At 31.0% G+C, this 17,426-nt stretch carries 19 protein-coding genes; 11 read left to right on the top strand and 8 right to left on the bottom strand.

The window, feature by feature from the left end; genetic code table 11:
• Positions 1–24: 24 nt before the first annotated feature.
• Together M3P09_RS01735 and M3P09_RS01730 are read right to left on the bottom strand one after the other, a co-directional pair.
• Positions 25–2,205: a DUF5916 domain-containing protein gene (locus tag M3P09_RS01735; RefSeq protein WP_249971796.1), complete on the bottom strand. Its 2,181-nt coding sequence runs from the start codon at positions 2,203–2,205 to the stop codon at positions 25–27.
• Positions 2,186–2,620 carry a nuclear transport factor 2 family protein gene (locus tag M3P09_RS01730; RefSeq protein ID WP_249971795.1) on the bottom strand — a complete coding sequence of 145 codons (435 nt, stop codon included), beginning with the start codon at positions 2,618–2,620 and terminating at the stop codon, positions 2,186–2,188. The genes M3P09_RS01735 and M3P09_RS01730 overlap by 20 nt, the downstream gene beginning before the upstream one ends.
• Positions 2,621–3,126: 506 nt before the next feature.
• On the opposite strand from M3P09_RS01730, the gene M3P09_RS01725 reads away from it, so the two are divergent.
• Together M3P09_RS01725 and M3P09_RS01720 are read left to right on the top strand one after the other, a co-directional pair.
• Complete coding sequence (locus tag M3P09_RS01725) at positions 3,127–3,903, top strand: sensor histidine kinase (RefSeq protein WP_249971794.1); 777 nt, start codon at positions 3,127–3,129, stop codon at positions 3,901–3,903.
• Positions 3,903–4,604, top strand: a complete 702-nt coding sequence (locus tag M3P09_RS01720) for a LytR/AlgR family response regulator transcription factor (RefSeq protein WP_249971793.1) — start codon at positions 3,903–3,905, stop codon at positions 4,602–4,604. The genes M3P09_RS01725 and M3P09_RS01720 overlap by 1 nt, the downstream gene beginning before the upstream one ends.
• Before the next feature lie 4 nt (positions 4,605–4,608).
• Here the strand turns inward: M3P09_RS01720 and M3P09_RS01715 are convergent, their stop codons facing one another.
• The 5 genes from M3P09_RS01715 to M3P09_RS01695 all read right to left on the bottom strand — a co-directional run bounded on the left by M3P09_RS01715 (position 4,609) and on the right by M3P09_RS01695 (position 7,712).
• Positions 4,609–5,049, bottom strand: a complete 441-nt coding sequence (locus M3P09_RS01715) for a LexA family protein (RefSeq protein WP_099564935.1) — start codon at positions 5,047–5,049, stop codon at positions 4,609–4,611.
• Between the two features lie 119 nt (positions 5,050–5,168).
• Entirely contained in the window at positions 5,169–6,431 is a 1,263-nt protein-coding gene (locus M3P09_RS01710) for a Y-family DNA polymerase (protein ID WP_099565426.1), read from the bottom strand.
• A 26-nt stretch (positions 6,432–6,457) separates the two neighbouring features.
• The gene (locus M3P09_RS01705; RefSeq protein WP_233192476.1) at positions 6,458–7,009 is read right to left on the bottom strand and encodes a GNAT family N-acetyltransferase; all 552 of its coding nucleotides are present in this window, start codon (positions 7,007–7,009) and stop codon (positions 6,458–6,460) included.
• On the bottom strand, positions 6,999–7,205 hold the full coding sequence (locus M3P09_RS01700; protein WP_099564936.1) for a helix-turn-helix domain-containing protein: 207 nt from the start codon (positions 7,203–7,205) through the stop codon (positions 6,999–7,001). Before M3P09_RS01700 ends, M3P09_RS01705 begins: the two co-directional genes overlap by 11 nt.
• A 3-nt stretch (positions 7,206–7,208) precedes the next feature.
• Complete coding sequence (locus M3P09_RS01695; protein ID WP_099564937.1) at positions 7,209–7,712, bottom strand: DUF2975 domain-containing protein; 504 nt, start codon at positions 7,710–7,712, stop codon at positions 7,209–7,211.
• A gap of 117 nt (positions 7,713–7,829) precedes the next feature.
• On the opposite strand from M3P09_RS01695, the gene M3P09_RS01690 reads away from it, so the two are divergent.
• The 6 genes from M3P09_RS01690 to M3P09_RS01665 all read left to right on the top strand — a co-directional run bounded on the left by M3P09_RS01690 (position 7,830) and on the right by M3P09_RS01665 (position 12,950).
• Positions 7,830–8,987 carry an aminotransferase class I/II-fold pyridoxal phosphate-dependent enzyme gene (locus M3P09_RS01690; protein ID WP_249971792.1) on the top strand — a complete coding sequence of 386 codons (1,158 nt, stop codon included), beginning with the start codon at positions 7,830–7,832 and terminating at the stop codon, positions 8,985–8,987.
• Positions 8,984–9,397 carry a putative signal transducing protein gene (locus M3P09_RS01685; RefSeq protein ID WP_099564939.1) on the top strand — a complete coding sequence of 138 codons (414 nt, stop codon included), beginning with the start codon at positions 8,984–8,986 and terminating at the stop codon, positions 9,395–9,397. Before M3P09_RS01690 ends, M3P09_RS01685 begins: the two co-directional genes overlap by 4 nt.
• Positions 9,394–10,002 (top strand): dethiobiotin synthase, encoded by a 609-nt coding sequence (gene bioD / locus M3P09_RS01680; protein ID WP_099564940.1) that lies wholly within the window; start codon positions 9,394–9,396, stop codon positions 10,000–10,002. The genes M3P09_RS01685 and bioD overlap by 4 nt, the downstream gene beginning before the upstream one ends.
• Entirely contained in the window at positions 9,999–11,264 is a 1,266-nt protein-coding gene (gene bioA, locus M3P09_RS01675) for an adenosylmethionine--8-amino-7-oxononanoate transaminase (protein ID WP_099564941.1), read from the top strand. Before bioD ends, bioA begins: the two co-directional genes overlap by 4 nt.
• Positions 11,265–11,380: 116 nt before the next feature.
• Positions 11,381–12,550, top strand: a complete 1,170-nt coding sequence (locus M3P09_RS01670; protein ID WP_430886760.1) for a beta-ketoacyl synthase N-terminal-like domain-containing protein — start codon at positions 11,381–11,383, stop codon at positions 12,548–12,550.
• Positions 12,543–12,950 (top strand): hypothetical protein, encoded by a 408-nt coding sequence (locus tag M3P09_RS01665; protein ID WP_249971790.1) that lies wholly within the window; start codon positions 12,543–12,545, stop codon positions 12,948–12,950. Before M3P09_RS01670 ends, M3P09_RS01665 begins: the two co-directional genes overlap by 8 nt.
• A gap of 6 nt (positions 12,951–12,956) precedes the next feature.
• On the opposite strand, the gene M3P09_RS01660 is transcribed toward M3P09_RS01665, so the two are convergent.
• Positions 12,957–13,877, bottom strand: coding sequence for a Gfo/Idh/MocA family protein (locus M3P09_RS01660; protein ID WP_249971789.1), 921 nt, complete (start codon positions 13,875–13,877; stop codon positions 12,957–12,959).
• 103 nt (positions 13,878–13,980) lie between these two features.
• Between M3P09_RS01660 and M3P09_RS01655 the strand changes: the two genes are divergently transcribed.
• The 3 genes from M3P09_RS01655 to M3P09_RS01645 all read left to right on the top strand — a co-directional run bounded on the left by M3P09_RS01655 (position 13,981) and on the right by M3P09_RS01645 (position 17,424).
• A complete protein-coding gene (locus M3P09_RS01655) occupies positions 13,981–15,081 on the top strand; it encodes a serine hydrolase (RefSeq protein ID WP_249971788.1) in 1,101 nt (366 codons plus the stop codon).
• A 333-nt stretch (positions 15,082–15,414) separates the two neighbouring features.
• Entirely contained in the window at positions 15,415–15,990 is a 576-nt protein-coding gene (locus M3P09_RS01650; RefSeq protein ID WP_249971787.1) for a hypothetical protein, read from the top strand.
• A 3-nt stretch (positions 15,991–15,993) separates the two neighbouring features.
• Complete coding sequence (locus M3P09_RS01645) at positions 15,994–17,424, top strand: flotillin family protein (protein ID WP_249971786.1); 1,431 nt, start codon at positions 15,994–15,996, stop codon at positions 17,422–17,424.
• The last annotated feature ends 2 nt before the right edge of the window (positions 17,425–17,426 follow it).

The raw sequence follows: 17,426 nt of genomic DNA, 5'->3' as shown, positions 1-17,426 counted from the left end.
CAGAAATTCTGAGGCTTTTTTTGTTTAAAGCTCTAACCTATAATTCATTTTAAAAGCTACGCCCCAATTTTTTCGAGCAATCTCATCATTATAATTATCTGTTACCACCAAATAAACATACGATAAAGGCTTGTACTCCCATTGTAATCGACTATTAATATTAAAGTTATCTCTTTGTGTATTATATTGAACGTAAGTCGTCCAGTTTAGTCTGTTATTGAAAAATATTTCGCTTGTAAATTGTGCTAAATGGAAGGTTTCTTTGCCTAATACCCCTAAATCTAATACATTAATATCATAAGATACTTCTAAATTAGCAAATGGTAAAAGTTGATAATTTAAATACATTCCTCCTGCAATACGCTTTCCATTATAATAATTTCCCTTTTGAACATTAACTCTATACCTCATTTTTTGATTATTAGCGGAGTTATATCCTACTTTTATAAGCCCAAAATTATACTTATCTGGTTGTAATGCATTTCCATTTCTTAAAGGATCAAAACCATATTTAAGATCTACATAATCATAATTAAACACAAAATAAACTGCCGATAAGTTCTTAAAAAAGATAGCAGAGTTATAAAAATGGGAGGATTGAGATAAGGTTCCTTCTTCATCAAAATAATTATTGTTTTCATAATTGATAAAACGAATATTATTCAACCGCCTAGACTTATCATAAAATTTCTCATACTCTACACCAACCGAAGTTTGTGTGTAACCTTCTCTTACAACTACATCATTAATAGCGTCATAATTATAAAGTCGTGGTGTAAAGCCAACGTCTGTAATATAATTTCTTCCTACATTTCTAATTGAAGCACTCCACTCTAGGCCTCTTTTATTGAACCAAATTCCTGCATTATAAAAATTATTTTCTCCTGTTACATTATCATTAAAACTGGTTCCAAAATTTGCTAAACCTATCCATTTATTGTTATTGGATTTGTAATTTATATTCAACCCTGTAACACGGTTATAGTCATCTACAAATTCAAACTTGTCTGTTTCTTGCCTATTGATTAAAAAACCTGTTGTAGAAAAATTTTTAGATAGTTGTTGTTCTATCACTAAAGCCCCAAAATTTTGAGAAATAATACCTTCCTTTTTATCAGTTTGCACATTTAAAACCCCCAATCGCGTTTTAGGCGACATATTACCAGACAGTTTTAATCCAAATTGAACATCACTATTAGCACCGACTCTTCTAGAGTAAAATGGGTTTATTCCATCTACTCCTAGATTAGAAAATAAATCGGAATTTTCTAAAAAGAAATTTCTGCGTTCTGGAAAAAAAATCGAAAATCTAGTTAAATTAGTCACTTGTTGATCTACATCAATTTGAGAAAAATCTGGGTTTATAGTTGCATCTAACTTTAAGGAAGATGTTACATTATATTGCACATCTAAACTAGGTTTAATTGTAGTTTTGTCTATGTCTTCAATAGCATCATTTTGATAATTAGTAGTTAATGATGGTGTTATTGCAAATTTTGAACTAGATTTATTTGGCAAGTTTTCAACTGAAAATTTTTCCGTAAAACGCAAATCAAATAATCTATAGTTGCGCTTCACGTTTTTAAGGATTGTCCAAGAATTCTTTTTTATATCTCGCACATAAAACTGAATTCCAAAAATGGAATTCTCAGCATTAAAATTTAAAGCCCTTAATGGAATTGCTAATTCATAAACTTTGTTATTACCTTCTATACTAGTTTTTGCTTCCCAAACGGCATTCCAACTTGTTGTAAAGTCATAACCTCCGTTAATTTTCTCAACAATACCATCAATAAGAGTTCCTAAAGCATTAACAGAAAAATAATAGGCGTTTTGTTCTTGATTCTGGGTATCTATAACCATTGCAAAACCGTCACTTAATCCAATGGGAACATCTCTTTTTAAAGAACTTACCTGAGATTTTCCTTGAGTATCAAAATAAATAAGGGTTATATATAAATATTCTTTATTATGAAACAATTTAACTTCTGCTTGATTTTCAGCTAAACCTTCATCATTTGGCGCATAATTATAAAAACCCGTGTGTTTTGGTACTTGTTGCCAAACTGATTCGTTTAACTTTCCATCAATATCAATTTTAGTATTAATAAATTTAATAATAGATTCTTGAGCATAAACACCAAATCCGCCAACAAACAGCAAAAAAACAAATAAATACTTCATGTTAATTGTTAGATGCTTCATCAATTCGAGTTGCGGTTTTACTAATTATTTTCCAACCGTTTTCAAATTTCTTTAGTAAAAATAAATCGATATACACCATATTTCTTTTTGGAATTGAAATTTCAACCTTAGCAGTTGCAATATCCTTAATAGCTTCTATCGCTAAAACTTTAGCATAACGACCATTAAAAGTCCCAGCTACATTATTCTTAAAAAAAGCAATGTAATCTTTAGGTGTATAAAGCTTAAAACCTTCTCTACCTGTTAAATATAAAGTGGCATTTTCTGTGAAAGCACTTTCCAGCATTTCTAACTTATTATAAGAACTTCCTTCCATGTACTTTTGAAGGGTACTTTCAATTGCTAAGCATTCTGATTGTGCATTAACTAATTGAAAGGTTAAAAACGTAACAAATAGTACAATATAGTTTTTCATGTTTAAAGAATTTTTGTTTAATTCAAATCTAAGATTAAAGGCAATAGGCAAAAAAATAATAGATCAATCCTGTGTTTTAGCAAACGGAAAGTACGTTTTAGCCACATTTTAATTCTGTCTACCTAAAACCTCCATACAGCATCCTAAATACCTGTTTCAGCAACTTTTAAAAAATACTAGAATGTATAATTGTATTTTAGCTAATTCATATGACTACCTTAAAGGTCAAATACAATATTATTAGTGCTACACTTTTCAAACATGTATTGTTCTGGGTATGTGTATTCCTGTATTTTATGTTTACATCTGATTTAACTTATTTTAAATCAGGATACATTCAATTATTTCATTCTACATGCAAAATTGTAATCCCACAAATAATCACTGCTTACATTTGTTTATTTGTATTAGTGCCAAGGTTTTTAAATACAAAAAGGCTAACATTATTTTTGGTGTGGTTGATTATTTTATTAATTGCAATGTTTGTACTCTATACAGCTCTCCATATGTATTTTTACGAACCAAAATATTATCAATTCTATAGCGACATTGAAAAAGAATATGCCGAACGCACATTTTGGGAGAGGGTTACAAACTTCTCTGTTTTATTAAGTAAGTCTATTAAGTTTTTAACGCCAACTGCATTGTTGTTAATGTCCCGTTTTTATAAAAACCAACAGAAATACCTGAAACTTAATGAGCAGAAAAAAACAGCAGAGCTCACTGCTTTAAAACATCAATTAAATCCGCATTTTTTATTTAACACTTTAAATAATCTTTATGCGTTAGCATTAAAAAAAGCAGATGAAACTCCAGAGGTAATCGAAAAATTATCAGACATTTTAGATTACATGTTATATCGATGTAATGACACTTTTGTTCCGCTTAAAAAAGAAATTGAACTTATTGAAAATTATCTTTCATTAGAAAAAGTTAGGTATGGGAAACGTGTTCAAATATCTTTTGAAGAAAACATTAACCAAGATGTGAAAATTGCACCTTTATTATTATTAACCTTTATCGAAAATGCTTTTAAACATGGTGTAAGTCAGGAATTAAAAAAGGCACTTATTACAATAAAGATTAATATTGAAGACAATAGAATTATTTTTAATATAGAAAACTCAAAACCTAATGTTAATGTAGAAAATAATACGAAACATCGTATTGGTTTAAAAAACATAAAAAAACAACTAGAGTTATTATATACAGACAATTATTTTTTAGATATTCAAAATACTAAAAACTCTTATACAGTAACCTTAAAATTACTAGCTAAATAATGATTTACAAATGTTTGATTATAGATGACGAAGAGTTAGCTAGAGAGCTAATAGAAACACATTTAAATCAATTAGATAATTTTGAGTTAGTCGCTTCTTGTGCAAGCGCTATTGAGGCTAGTAATATTTTGCAAAAAAAACCTGTAGACTTACTTTTTTTGGATATTGAAATGCCTGTATTAAAAGGAACGGAGTTTTTTAAAACCCTCCTTCAAAAGCCTAAAGTTATTTTTACTACGGCATATCGTGATTATGCATTAGATGGTTTTGAATTAAATGCTATCGATTATTTACTTAAGCCTATAACCTTTTCTAGATTTTTTAAAGCCATTGAAAAGTTTAAAGAGCAAAGTTCTATGACTGTAAAGGAAACCCAATCTAATCTCCCAACTACAGAAGATGGCTTTATTTTTGTGTCTAAAAATCGAAAAAAAGTAAAGATAATTTTTGATGAAATACTATATATAGAAAGCTTGAAAGATTATATCAAAATTCATTTAGTTAATGAATCTCATACTGTAAAATTTAGCATTTCAGCTTTTGAAAAAGAATTAGACGCGCGTTTTATTCGAATTCACCGTTCTTATATTGTGAACAAAAATAAAATTACTGCATACACAAAAAATGATATTGAAATTGGTAAAGCAGAAATTCCTATTGGTGATAACTATAGAGAAAATATTTCTGGTCGTTTAAGTTAAAAAGTCATACTTTTTTAATCACATTGGTAACAATACCCCAAATGATAAAATCGTTTTCTTGCGTAATTTTTATAATAGGATAATTAGGGTTTTCGGGTTTTAACCAAACTTCGTCTTTATCTACTTTCAAACGCTTTACGGTAAATTCGCCATCTAAAAAACATACTGCTATTTTATTGTTAGTAGGTTCTAAACTTCTATCTATAACTAACAAATCGTTGTCATCAAGCCCTGCTCCAATCATAGACTGCCCACTAACACGTGCAAAAAAAGTAGCCTCTTTATTTTTAACAAGTTCTCGGTCTAACGATAAGCGTTGTTCTTTAAAATCTTCGGCTGGTGAAGGAAACCCTGCTGAAATTCCGGTATCGAAAAAATGAGCTCCAGAATTTTTAAAAGCTGTAGGAGTAAAAAAGGTTAATGTTTTTGATTTGTGTAATAGCATTTGTTTTTGTGTTTTTTATTAGCACTTATGTTTGCGTTAGGGATTGAGGCATTTGTTGAAGCTCGCCGACGAAGGAGGAAGCGACTGCCGAAAGCCCAACCCTTGTGGTAACGCGCAAATTAGCATTTTACTTTAATAATATCGTTAATATTTGTTGTGTATCGTGGTGACAATCGTTCTTGACGCATTTTCCAGGTGCGTTTTAAATCTTGATTAGCAATTTTAATTTTATAATCGCCGTACTTTGTATTTAATCCATCGATAGCATGCATTAAATATTTGTGTTTTGGGTTTTCGTATTCAAACATATTAAGCTGAAAATTATCTGTTGGCACCAACCCAGACACAATAACGCCTGCACGTTTATATTTAACACCTTTTTTAAAAACGGAAGTTACAGCTTTTACAGCTTCATTACTAATTACTAACGAAGAATTAGTTGGAAACGGAATACTAACAATTTTGCTCCCTCTATGCTGTTCTAAGGTTTTTTTATGTCTATCGCTACTTAATAAAACAATAATAACATGACAGCTAGAGCCTTGTTTGCGCAGTTTTTCGGCACAACTTGTTGCAAAAGTAGAAATACGTTCTTTTATATAGTTTATATCATCGTAAGTATAATCAAAACTTCGTGTTGTAGCTATGGCTCGTTTTGTTTTTATCTCATCCAATTGCAAGGTAGGAATGCCTTCTAAATCTTTTTTTAATTTCCACTCTGTAATGGAGAAGTTTTTACGAATCCAATCATCTGATAACTGCGTAAAATCATAAGCCGTTTTACACTTTTTAAGTTTTAATCGTTTGGTTAAGCCTCTCCCTATTCCCCAAACATCTTCAATTTTAATCCACTTTAAAGCTTTTATTCGCTTTTCTTCAGAGTCTATTACATATACTCCTTTTGTTTCCTTCGGAAATTTACGCGCTACTTTATTGGCTATTTTACTCAATGCTTTGGTTGGAGCAATGCCAACACAAGTTGGAATACCTGTCCATTTTAAAATTTGTTTTCTGATTTTATCTCCGTAATCGTCATAATTATAATCTTCTTCAAAATTTTTAAATTCTAAAAACGATTCGTCTATACTATACAATTCCACATCAGGTGTGAATTGTTTTAAAATAGACATTACACGACTACTCATGTCACCATATAACGGGTAATTTGACGACAGCACAGATATTCCATTGGCTTTACAAAAAGAATCCCATTTAAAAATAGGAGCTCCCATTGGCAAGTCCAATGCTTTGGCTTCGTCACTTCGTGAGATTACACAACCATCGTTATTTGAAAGAATAGCAACTGGTTTTCCTTGTAAATTAGGGTTAAAAACACGTTCGCAAGAAGCATAGAAATTATTACAATCTACGAGTGCAAACATAGTTGTAAAGATACAAGAAAATAGAATTAAAGTTTTAAAATAATTACTTCCCAAACCTGATTATTTGAAATATAATTTTTTAACAGTTCAAAACCTATGGCTTTATGGGCATTAGACGAACGTATGTTTTTAGTATCAACTTCTGTAATAATAGCATCAAAATCGTTTTTAAGTTCTTGCTCCATATAATTATACAGTCCTCTAAAAGCGCCTTGACCTCTTAGCTTTTTATCAATACATATTTGGCCCATTGCAATATAGTTGGAGGAGAGGTTTTGCTCTTTGATTGCTTTTTCAATTTGAATAAACATGGGCACCAATAACGGAATATCATTTTGAAATTCTTTAAGCATTGATAACGCGTAACCTACAACTTCTCCTTTATACTTTACAATGCAATGTGCGCAAGCATCATTCATTTTTTTTAGTATTTCAAAATCGTGTTGCAAGGTTACAAAACCCTCTTTTTTTTTGATTTCGTCAGAAACTAAACCACGCAAATTCTCCTCTTGAAGCTTTAAAATTTGATTTAACTCTTCAGTAGTTGACGCTCTGTGGTATGTAATATTAGTCTTCAATATATTCTAAAATATCACTGGGTTGACAATCGAGTGCTTTACAAATAGCTTCTAATGTAGAAAAACGAATTGCCTTTGCTTTACCTGACTTTAATATTGATAAATTTGCTGTGGTTATACCAATAATTTCTGCTAAATCTTTGCTTTTCATTTTACGCTTAGCAAGCATAACATCTAAATTAACAATTATTGGCATAGTTTATATAGTTAATTCGTTTTCTTCTTCCAATTGGCTTCCTTTTAAAAACACTTCGCTTAAAAACATAAAGAATAAACCCATAATTAAAAATGTGACAACTGAAGAATCAATACCTAATCTAAAACTATTTTTTAGAATTAGATTTAAAATTATTTTGGCAAAGATTTCTCCTAGTCCACAAATTAAAAAAAGAATGCCTATTGTTTTAAAATTACCAATTGCCAATTTTGAAAAATAATGCCCTTCAGATAACTCATGTACGCTATGCTTAAGCAATTTAATTGCTTTAAAATAGAGAAACCAAAGCGTTGCAACCAAAATTAAAACTATTACCATATTTAAACTACTCAAAGTATTCAAGTCTACCTCTTCTCCTAAAAATTTAACCACGTATTTCTTTTTGAGTATTAATAGTGGTATGGTTAGTATCCCTACGATTAAAACTAATACTAATAAATAATAGTAAATATTAATTAACCTTTTTAAAATATTAATTGCTTTCATAATAAAATTATTGTTTAACGATAACAAATGTATAATAAAATTATTGATAAACAATAATTTTTAATTAAAATAATTTTGTGTCACCAATACCAAAAGCATTATTTATATTTGTTTAAAATGAAAGACTTTCCCAAAAAACTACAAGAAAAACTCGATAATCGAAAAGCAAATAATGCTTTACGACAACTTGGAGCAGAAAATAATTTGGTAGATTTTTCGTCAAATGATTATTTAGGGTTTTCAAAATCTGACGCTATTTTTAATCATGCTCATGAGTTTTTAAAAGGCCATGATATTACCAATAATGGAGCAACAGGCTCGAGGCTTCTTTCAGGTAATCACAGGCTTTATAATATAATTGAAGACATTATTGTTAACTTTCATAATAGTGAAAGTGCCTTAGTATATAATTCTGGTTATGATGCAAACATTGGATTTTTTTCCTGTGTACCTCAACGTGGAGATATTATTCTATATGACGAATATATTCATGCTTCTATTCGCGATGGTATTAGTATGAGTAATGCAAAAGCCTATAAATTTAAACACAACAATTTAAATGAGTTAGAGGAATTAATACGTCGTTATTCTGAACTTATTTCAGAATCTCATCAGAATATATATATAGTCACGGAGTCTGTATTCTCTATGGATGGTGATTCTCCAGATTTAGAGACAATGTCTCAAATAAGCAAAAAACACAATGCCTTTTTAGTAGTCGATGAAGCCCACGCTATTGGTGTTTTTGGAGAGCATGGTACTGGAATAATTCAAAATTTAAAATTAGAACAAGCTATTTTTGCACGCATTATTACTTTTGGAAAAGCTTTGGGCTGCCATGGCGCAGCAATTCTAGGAAGTAAAAATTTAAAAGCATATTTAGTGAATTTTTCACGTAGTTTCATTTATACTACAGCGTTACCACCTCATAGTTTAGCAAGTACATATGCTGCTTACCATGAGTTAGTTAGTGCCGAAAACTTAAACAAACTACATCAAAATATCAAATTTTTTGAAGCTGAAATTATTAAATACAAACTTGATTCTATTTTTATTAATTCGCATTCGGCTATTCATTGTTGCATTATTTCAGGAAACTATAACGTTAAACGGATTGCTAAAAAACTACAAGAAAGTGGTTTTGACGTAAAACCTATTTTATCCCCAACGGTTCCAAATGGACAAGAGCGTTTACGGTTCTGCTTGCATAGTTATAATTCTAAGTCCGACATATCAAAAGTATTACAACTCTTAGCTACTTTTGTAAGTATATGAGCAACACTTTTAAAACCATAGCTAGGTTTCAATATTCAACCGAAGCCCAAATTATAAAAGGCCGTTTGGAAGCTGAAGGCATTCAAGTATTCTTGACTGACAATTTAACCATTGACACAGACCCCTTGGTAAGCAACGCTATTGGTGGTGTAAAATTAAAGGTTTTGTCAACTGATGCTTTAGAAGCGCAACATATTTTAGAGTCCATCAATAAATATTCTATTGATGATGAAGGACACACAATTAGTTGCCCAAATTGCAAAGGGCATCATGTTGAGTTATTTTCGACAATAAAAGATGCTAAATCATTATTCTGGTTTATTTTTGGCGTATTATTTTCGGCACTTCCATTCTATACCAGACATAAATACAGGTGTGAAGATTGCAAAACAGAATTCGATTTAAAATGAACACATATTTCATCACAGGAATTTCAACTGATGTAGGTAAGACAATAGCATCAGCAATTATAACAGAAGCTTTGGAGGCTGATTATTGGAAACCTATACAAGCAGGAGAATTAGATAATTGCGATACTAAAAAAGTAGAGCAGCTAGTTTCAAATGCTAAATCAAAATTTCATCCTAACGCCTATGCTTTAAAAACACCAATGAGCCCGCATGGTGCTGCTGCTATTGATGGTGTAAAAATCGATATCAAAAAAATTAAGACGCCAAAAACGAATAATCATTTAGTTATTGAAGGCGCAGGCGGATTATTAGTTCCATTAAATGATAAAGACACCGTTTTTGATTTAATCCAACCAAAACAAAACGTTATTGTAATATCTAGACATTATTTAGGAAGCATTAACCATACACTTTTAACCATAAGCGCTTTAAAAGAAAAAGGGTTTAATGTATCTATTATTTTTAGTGGAAACGAACACAAATCAACAGAAGATATTATCAAAAAAATGACCCAAGTTTCAATTATTGGACGCATTGAAGAAGAACCTTATTTTGATAAAAATGTAGTAAAAGAGTATGCCGAATTATTTAAAGATAAATTATGAGTCTGCAAGAAAGAGATAAAAAACACCTTTGGCATCCGCTAAAACAACACCAACTACAACCCGAGAGTTTAGCTATAGTAAAAGCAAAAGGATGTGTATTAACAGATGAAAATGGCAACGAATATATTGATGCCATTGCCTCATGGTATACATGCATGTACGGGCATTGTAATGACTATATCACGAGTCAGGTATACAAACAAATGCAGCAATTAGACCAAGTTATGTTTAGTGATTTCACGCATGAACCTGCTGTAAAACTATCTGAAGAACTCATTAAAATACTTCCTGAAAATCAAAATAAAATTTATTTTAATGATAATGGCTCAACAGCTGTTGAAGCTGGTATAAAAATGGCTCTTCAATATTATTTTAACAAAGAGGATAAACGCTCAACGTTTATTGCTTTTGAAAACGGATTTCATGGTGACACTTTTGGAGCCATGAGCGTATCTGGTTTATCTGTTTATAATGGTCCTTTCGAAGATTTTTTAATTGACGTAAAGCGTATTCCAACGCCAGATGGTTCCAATACTGGAGCTATTTTAAAACAGTTAAAAGGTTTTATCTTAAATCATAATATTGCAGGTTTTATTTACGAACCTTTAATGCAAGGTGCCGCAGGCATGAAAACTCATGATGCAAACGGATTGAATGACATTTTAAAATACTTAAAAAGCCATAACATCCTTACTATTGCAGACGAAGTCATGACAGGTTTTGGAAAAACAGGTAAATATTTTGCTTCAGACTTTATAGAGACCAAGCCAGATATTATCTGCTTAAGTAAAGCTTTAACAGCAGGTTTAATTCCTATGGCTATTACATCTTGTACGCAAGATGTTTACGACGCCTTTTTAAGTAACGATATGGCTAAAGGCTTTTTCCATTGCCATACCTATTCAGCAAACCCTGTGGCGTGTGCTGCTGCAATTGCTGGCATTGAGCTTTTAACATCTCAAGAAATTCAAGACAATATCAAAAGTATTATGAATGCTCATAGCACTTTTGAAAAACATATTCAAAACCATCCAAAGGTAAAAACTACGAGGCATTTAGGTGTTATTTTTGCATTAGACCTCAACACAAAAATGGAACGCTATGGCGATTTACGCGATAAGCTTTTAAAATTCTTTATGGATAGAGGTGTTTTTTTAAGACCTCTCGGGAATACCATTTACATACAAGTACCTTATGTGATTACTGATATTGAATTACAAAAAGTATATCAAGTTATTGAAGATGTATTAGAAACTATTTAGGGCGTTACCACAAGGGTCGGGCTATCCGCTATATCTTTTTAATTTTTTTGAAAATTAAAAAGGATGCCGCTTCTATCCCTAACGCATAAGTCTTACTTTTGTCAAAACAAAAAATGTTGCAAAAACCTATTTCTATAACAGCCGTTTCATCCATTTCTCCGTTAGGGAAATCCTTAAGCGAAGCATGGAATAGCTATCAAAACAATCAACACCTAATTGCAGAAAAATCATTTGAAAATGGCAAAGCCTTAGTGGCACAAATTTCAATAGAGACAAAACAAGATATTGAAGCTTTAAGACTTTCAGACAATAAATACAAAACACTAGATGATACTGTTTTATATGCTATTTACGCTTCTAGGCAAGCAATAAAAAATGCCAATTGGAAAGGAACTGACAACTTTGGAATAAACATAGGCTCTTCTCGTGGCGCCACTAAACTTTTTGAAAATTATCATAAAGATTTTCTGAAAAATAATAAAGCAAAAACTTTAAGTTCGCCCACAACAACATTAGGTAATATTTCGTCATGGGTAGCTCACGATTTACAAACACAGGGGCCAGAAATAAGCCATTCCATAACCTGCTCAACAGCGTTGCATGCTACGTTAAATGGTATTGCTTGGATAAATTCTGGTATGTGTAGTAAATTTTTAGTTGGTGGTAGCGAAGCCCCATTAACACCATTTACCATTGCGCAAATGCAGGCTTTAAAAATTTATACCAATCAAAGCGATGTATTTCCCTGCCGAGCGTTAGACTTGTCCAAAAAACAAAACACTATGGTTTTAGGTGAAGGCGCATCAATGATTTGCTTAGAAAAAGGCGTAAAAAGTAATGCTTTAGCTACTATAAAAGGAGTTGGCTATGCCACTGAAGTTTTAGAGCACAATATCTCTATTTCTGCAGATGCGAAGTGTTTTCAAAAATCGATGCGAATGGCTCTAGGAAAACTAAATCCTGACGACATAGATATTATAGTAATGCATGCTCCGGGAACCGTAAAAGGAGATCTTTCAGAATATAAAGCTATTGAAACTGTATTTAAAAACAGTATTCCTGTATTAACAAGTAACAAATGGAAAATAGGGCACACCTTTGGAGCATCAGGAGCTTTAAATATCGAGCTTGCTGTTTTAATGTTACAACATCAACAATTTATAGGAATTCCATATTCAGAAAATCAAAAAAAACCTAATAAAATTCAAAACATCTTAATAAATGCAGTTGGTTTTGGTGGCAACGCAGTTAGTATTTTGATTTCAAAAAATTCTGTCAATGAATAAAACTAACATAATTACGCTCTGTTTTTTTGTTTTATTTTTTGGGTTTTCGTGTCAAAATCAAAAAAACAAGCAAACGATCCCAGCAAGCTTTAATGGCGTTTGGGAAGATGTTAACAATGATGATTTTAAAAATTGCTACGCTGTATATTCTGAAGTTGGAGATAGTATCCATATAGCACATTATATCGAATTTAAAGGACAGCCTTTTTTTGAAACAGGATCAGGAATAATTAAAGACGATTCTATTATTTATCATGTAGATGTTATAAAACCCATTCCTGCTTGGGGTCCAGACGACGGCACACATTACTTAAAACTAAGCGAAGACAAAAATACACTAAAAGGAATTTTCATTACAGACGGAGGTCATAAAGGCCCTTTGGTTTTTAAAAGAAAGTAACTTTTATTATTTAAAAACGTTCTCTAAAATCGTTTCACATAAATAATGTGTATTCCAGATATCTTTAATGCGGTTAGAGTTAAAATTAGGTTCATTTAATGCTTGCAACCAATCTTCAATTAAATCTACAAAGCCTCTTTTATATAAAGTACTATCCCAATTATTAAAACCAATTGATTCTTTTGTCTCATTTTTAAAAAGAGCTCCAGAAACTAATTCTTCAATTTGCCACTTATTATCTTTAGAGTAGTATTCAACATGTTCTTCAGTAATACCGCTAACTCTGTTCATAGAACCACTTAATAGCGTTTCATTCTGCTGCCATTGTACATGAATACTTTCCAATAAATTATTATTTGTTTTTGAAAAAACTTGAAGATTCTTAATAATTCCGTTTCCTAAAAAACGAAGACTATCTATGACATGAATAAAATCATCAAAAATAAAAACACGGGGTGTCGCAGGTAAATTTGTTCTATTCTTTTTCCAAAAAACTTGAATAGGATTTTGCTCATTTTTTAAAGACGAAATTAAAGGAGCAAACCTCCTGTTGAATCCTAAATATAGAAGCACTTTATGCTGTGTTGCTATATTTAATAATGTTTCCGTTTCTTGTAAAGAATAACAAAGGGGCTTGTCAACAAAAACAGGGATTTTAGCTTCTAATAACTTTAAAACCAACTCAAAATGACTTTCAGTAGAGCTATGTACCATCACTGCATCAGGTTTATTTTCAATTAAGGTCTTTATATCAAAATAAACTTCGTCAATTCGGTATTGTGTAGCCAAATCTTTTAAAACACTCTTATCTCTTGTACAAAGAATAGGCGTAACTTTAGAATGGCTTGCAATTATTGGTAAATATGCTTTTTTAGCAATATCTCCTAGACCAATAAGAGCTATTCTTTTTTTTTGTAAATTATTCATTGGTCTAATTTAACCACTTTCTTATAAATGATGCTAGTTTTAGAATTAATTCGGCTCCAATGTTATGAAATAAATGCTATATTTATTGAAATCAATAACTACAATGAGGTTTCTTGTTTTAATAATTATTATCACCTTATTAGGTTGCAATCATAAAAGCACAAACCCAATTAATAAGATCCTCTCTTCAAATAATCCAAAAATTAAAACAGTTATAGATTCTATTAAAAACCATGAAGTTCAAATTTTATTCACAGAAGTTAAAAGACAAGAAGACTCTATTTATTTTGAAGATTATAACTTTCAAGTAGATGACTACAATTATTTTTATCCTGCTAGTACAGTAAAATTCCCTATTGCGCTATTAGCCTTAGAGAAAATGAACACTAATCATTTAATAGACAGAAATACGATCTTTAATATAGAAGATGATAGTACTAAAACTACGCTTGCTAATGAAATTAAAAAAATATTTGCTGTAAGCGACAATGCAGCTTATAATAGGTTATATGAATATTTAGGTAAAGACTATATCAATTTAAAGCTAAAAGAAAAGGGTATAAATGCTAGAATTTCGCATAGATTATCAGTTTCAAATTCTGCAAATTTAAAAACAAAACCACTTGTTTTTTATGACCAGAATGAAGTTGTTTTCAAAACTGACTCTACAATAAGTCTGCCCTCAAAACCTTTAAATTTAAATAAGACAAAAAAAGGCAAAGGTTATATGATTAACGATAGTTTGGTTAGCTCTGCTATGGATTTTTCATTTAAAAACTATTTGCCAGTAACGGCTTTACATCAAATAATGAAACAACTTATGTTTCCTGAAATATATCAATATAATAAGCGGTTTCATTTAACCCAAGACGACAGAAGTTTTTTAATAAATGTTATGAAAATATTGCCTCACGAAGCAGGTTATACCTCAAATGAATATTATGAAAGCTATGTAAAATTTTTAATTTTTGGCGATTCCAAAAAACCCATCCCAAAGCATATAAAAATATACAACAAAGTAGGAAATGCGTACGGCTACCTAACAGATTGTGCATACATTGTAAACAAAAAAACAAAAAAGGAGTATATTATAACAGCTACAATGCACGTTAATAAAAATCAAATTTTTAACGATAATGTTTATGAGTATGAAACTATTGGATTTCCTTTTTTAGCTGAATTAGGCAGACAGCTAATTGAGTAAATGACTATAATTAACTACGCCATACTTATCTAATTTAACCCTTCAGAATAAAAAAGTATTTCCTCAAATCAAAAAAAATTTTGTAACAAAAAATAAATTTCAACTACATATAATTAGAAAATAGACGATGCCAATAGAGTATTCATTACTTTATTCTTTTAATCTCTTACTATTTACAGAATTAAAGTAAATAAAAAAGCTTAATACATATCAACTAAAGTTAGTGACTTTAGTAAAAAACACAGCATATTTTACTTTCAAAATAATACTTTTAGAAGCTGTTTTCTTATCAGAAAAAGCTTATATTTATTCAACTAAAAAATCAATTTCATTATGATAGAATGGTATTCAAATTTAGAGCTCTTTCCTAAAATATATTGGGGCATTGCTTTACTAGGATCTTTAATTTTTCTTATAACTATGATTTTATCATTTGTAGGAGGTGATGCCGATGATATTGGAGATGTAGATAGTGATATTGAAGGAGATACTGGTATTGGTTTTCAATTTATAACCTTTAAAAACTTAGTAGGTTTCTTTACCTTATTTGGTTGGAGTGGTATTGCTTGTATAGATGCTGGATTTTCAAAACCACTAACTATAATAATTTCTATTGTTTGCGGATTAATTATGATGGTGATAATGGGCGCTATGTTTTATTATATGAATAAACTTAACCATAGCGGAACTTTAAACTTTAAAAATGCTGTAAACGCTGTGGGTGAAGTCTACTTAACTGTTGGCGCAAATAGGTCTTCTATAGGAAAAGCTCATGTAAGAATTCAAGGCGCTTTAAGAGAACTTGAAGCATTAACAGATGCTGATATCGATTTAGAATCTGGCTCTGTAATAAAAGTAAAAAACGTAACAGAAAACGGAATATTAATTATTGAAAAATTAAACAAATAACCTATGCTATTATTAACACAAGACGCCTTTAATCTAGGCTTTCCTATTGCAGTCATTTTTGCAGTATTATTCATTTTCATCTTTTTTATTGTACTTATTAAACGCTACAAACGCTGTCCTTCAGATAGAATATTAGTTGTTTATGGTAAAGTTGGTGGAGGTCAGTCTGCAAAATGTATTCATGGTGGGGCAGCATTCATCATGCCTGTAATTCAAGATTATGAATTTTTAGATTTAACACCAATTTCTATTGAAGTTAATCTTATAAATGCACTTTCTAAACAAAACATACGTGTTAATGTGCCATCTCGTTTCACCATAGGGGTTTCTACCGAGCCTGGAATTATGCAAAATGCTGCTGAGCGCTTATTAGGCTTGGGGCAAAATGAAATTCAAGAATTGGCTCAAGAAATTATTTTTGGCCAACTACGTTTGGTTGTTGCATCGATGGATATTGAAGAAATTAACTCAGATAGAGATAAATTTTTAACCAATATTTCAAAAAGTGTCGAGTCTGAACTAAAGAAAGTTGGTTTGAAATTAATCAATGTAAATATTACTGATATTGTTGATGAATCTGGGTATATAGAAGCTTTAGGAAAAGAAGCAGCTGCACATGCCATTAATGCGGCACGTAAATCGGTTGCAGAAAAAACTAGAGATGGTTCTATTGGAGAAGCTAACGCTGTGCAAGATGAAAGAACTCAAGTTGCTGCTGCTAATGCGCAAGCTGTTGAAGGTGAAAATACAGCAAAAATTGCGGTTGCTAATTCAGATTCATTACGTCGTCAACGAGAAGCTGAAGCAGAACGTGTGGCCATTGCATCAGAGAAAGTACAATCTGCAAAAGCATTAGAGGAATCTTATGCTGCTGAAAAAGAAGCAGAATCTGCAAGAGCAGAACGTGAGCGTTCTTCACAAAAAGCTGATATTATTGTTCCTGCAGAAATTGATAAACAAAAAGTAGAAATTGATGCGGAAGCTGAAGCTGAAAAAATTAGAAGACGTGCAAAAGGTGAAGCAGATGCAATTTTATTTAAAGCTCAAGCTGAAGCACAAGGATTGTATGAAGTTTTAACAAAACAAGCCGCTGGTTTAGACCAAATAGTTAAAGCAGCAGGAGACAATGCAAAAGATGCTGTGTTATTATTAATAGCTGATAAATTACCTGAATTAGTAAAAACACAAGCTGAGGCTATTAAAAACATCAAAATTGATAAAGTTACCGTTTGGGAAAATGGTGGTGGAAAAGATGGTAAATCTTCAACCTCAAACTTTATTTCTGGCATGTACAAATCGGTTCCTCCATTGCAAGAAATGTTTAATATGGCTGGTATGCAATTACCTGAGTACTTAAAAGGGAAAAATGTAGAAATCGAAGAAAAAAATTCTTCAGTAAAAAGGGATATTAATGATTCTGAAGATAAAGAATAAAT

Origin of the sequence: Jejuia spongiicola, from assembly GCF_023502325.1 — a bacterium.
In the GTDB taxonomy this organism is placed as follows: domain Bacteria; phylum Bacteroidota; class Bacteroidia; order Flavobacteriales; family Flavobacteriaceae; genus Wocania_A; species Wocania_A spongiicola.
This window is presented reverse-complemented; position numbering and strand designations above follow the sequence as displayed.